Below are 1,415 nucleotides of genomic sequence, written 5' to 3' on the forward strand. Positions count from 1 at the left end.
TCGACCTGCGCGCGCTGCTCAGCGGCTTCTGATCTCCCCCCGCCTCATCCCACCCATCCTCTTGTGAGAACCACCATGCAAACCACCCTGACCATCAAGGACCTCTCGGCCGCCCACGAACTCGACGGCACGGCCATGACCGCCGTGCGCGGCGGCCAAGGCGACCAAGCCAACGGAACGAGCCAGATGAACGTCCAGAACATGGCGGCCCTGGCCAACGTCGGCAACGCCTCGGTGTTCGGCGGCCCGGCCACCATCCAGTCGGACAACACGTTCACCCAATCGGCCAGCAACCACAGCTACGCCGACAACTTCAAGGGGCTCAGCATCGACCTTGGCCCGTCCTTGGTCCGCGCCATCCCGGTGTGATCACACCGGTGCCCGCCACGGACCGGGGGGGCGATCAACGCTCCTCCGGCCGGGCTCTCCAGATCAACGACCCCGGATCCCGGTCAGCATCTCTGCGGCCCGATCGCGGGGTTTTCCCATGTCTCGCAGATGCCGGCGATGCCCATCGACACGTCGCCCGCGCGCCCCGGCGCGTTTGAAGCTGGGTGCGACGCAACGGCTCCGGCGTAGCGAAGAACGGCAGTAGGCCGAGGGCGCCGGCTCAATGGACTCGATCCTTGCGCGTACCCCAAAGGTGTCCTGGAGCTGCTGCCTACGCAGTCGAACTCTCGCATCGGCGGGCTATTGCCGCACCGCTGGACCGCCTGACTGCCGGGGGCAGGCCATCTATAGCTCGGCGTCGTGCACCGGGCGCTCAAGTGCCGCAGAGAGACGTGCGCAAAGCTCTGCGAGCCAGCGCTCCCAACGCTCTTGCTCCATCTGCCCTTCGAAAACGACGCCCCCAGGCTCGACCGAGGCCCACACATGCGTGGCATCCTGTTCTGTGCCGAACCAGCGGGGAAGGTCCACGGCCCCGATCCAACCGGGCATTGACTCGTAGACCTTCAACATCGCCTCCCACGCCTCCTGAGGCTGGTCGTGCCGAACGTTCAAGGTGACTCTGTAGTTCATCCGCCATTCTTGCTCATGCCGGATAAACCCGGTCGAGTTCGACGCCGAGAACGAAGACGAGTGGGCGCTAGGCACTCTCGGCGCCTTCAATGACATCGACATTGCTCGAACGCATCTCGTCGCACCGAGCGAGACTCGAACGTCAGGCGTGCAGCCTGCAAACGTGGGAAGGGATGTGACCGTCCCCCTGCCTCTCACCGACAGCGCTACCTTGAGGTGAGGCCGCCGAACAGCGTTGGGAAGTGCGTCGACCGCACGGCTTCGCGACGCATGCACTCCGCATCGGCTGAAGAAAAACGACTCCGCCTCGAAGGCGCTTGCCTTGCCGCGGCAAGGCAAAGACCAAGTGTCGTGACAGGTCCAACAGATCGATCGCGCGCTGTTGGGCCGCACCC

General features: G+C 65.1%; 2 protein-coding genes and 1 pseudogene. 2 read left to right on the forward strand and 1 reads right to left on the reverse strand.

The window, feature by feature from the left end; all coding sequences use genetic code 11:
• The first annotated feature begins 75 nt into the window (after positions 1 to 75).
• On the forward strand, positions 76 to 369 hold the full coding sequence (locus ASC87_RS28365) for a hypothetical protein (protein WP_056671181.1): 294 nt from the start codon (positions 76 to 78) through the stop codon (positions 367 to 369).
• A gap of 249 nt (positions 370 to 618) precedes the next feature.
• A pseudogene (locus tag ASC87_RS34025) lies at positions 619 to 717 on the forward strand (hypothetical protein); the annotation flags it as partial.
• A gap of 18 nt (positions 718 to 735) precedes the next feature.
• Here ASC87_RS34025 and ASC87_RS28370 read toward each other — a convergent pair.
• On the reverse strand, positions 736 to 1,020 hold the full coding sequence (locus tag ASC87_RS28370) for a hypothetical protein (protein WP_056671182.1): 285 nt from the start codon (positions 1,018 to 1,020) through the stop codon (positions 736 to 738).
• Between the last annotated feature and the right edge of the window lie 395 nt (positions 1,021 to 1,415).

The organism is Rhizobacter sp. Root1221, from assembly GCF_001425785.1.
Classification (GTDB): Bacteria; Pseudomonadota; Gammaproteobacteria; order Burkholderiales; family Burkholderiaceae_C; genus Rhizobacter.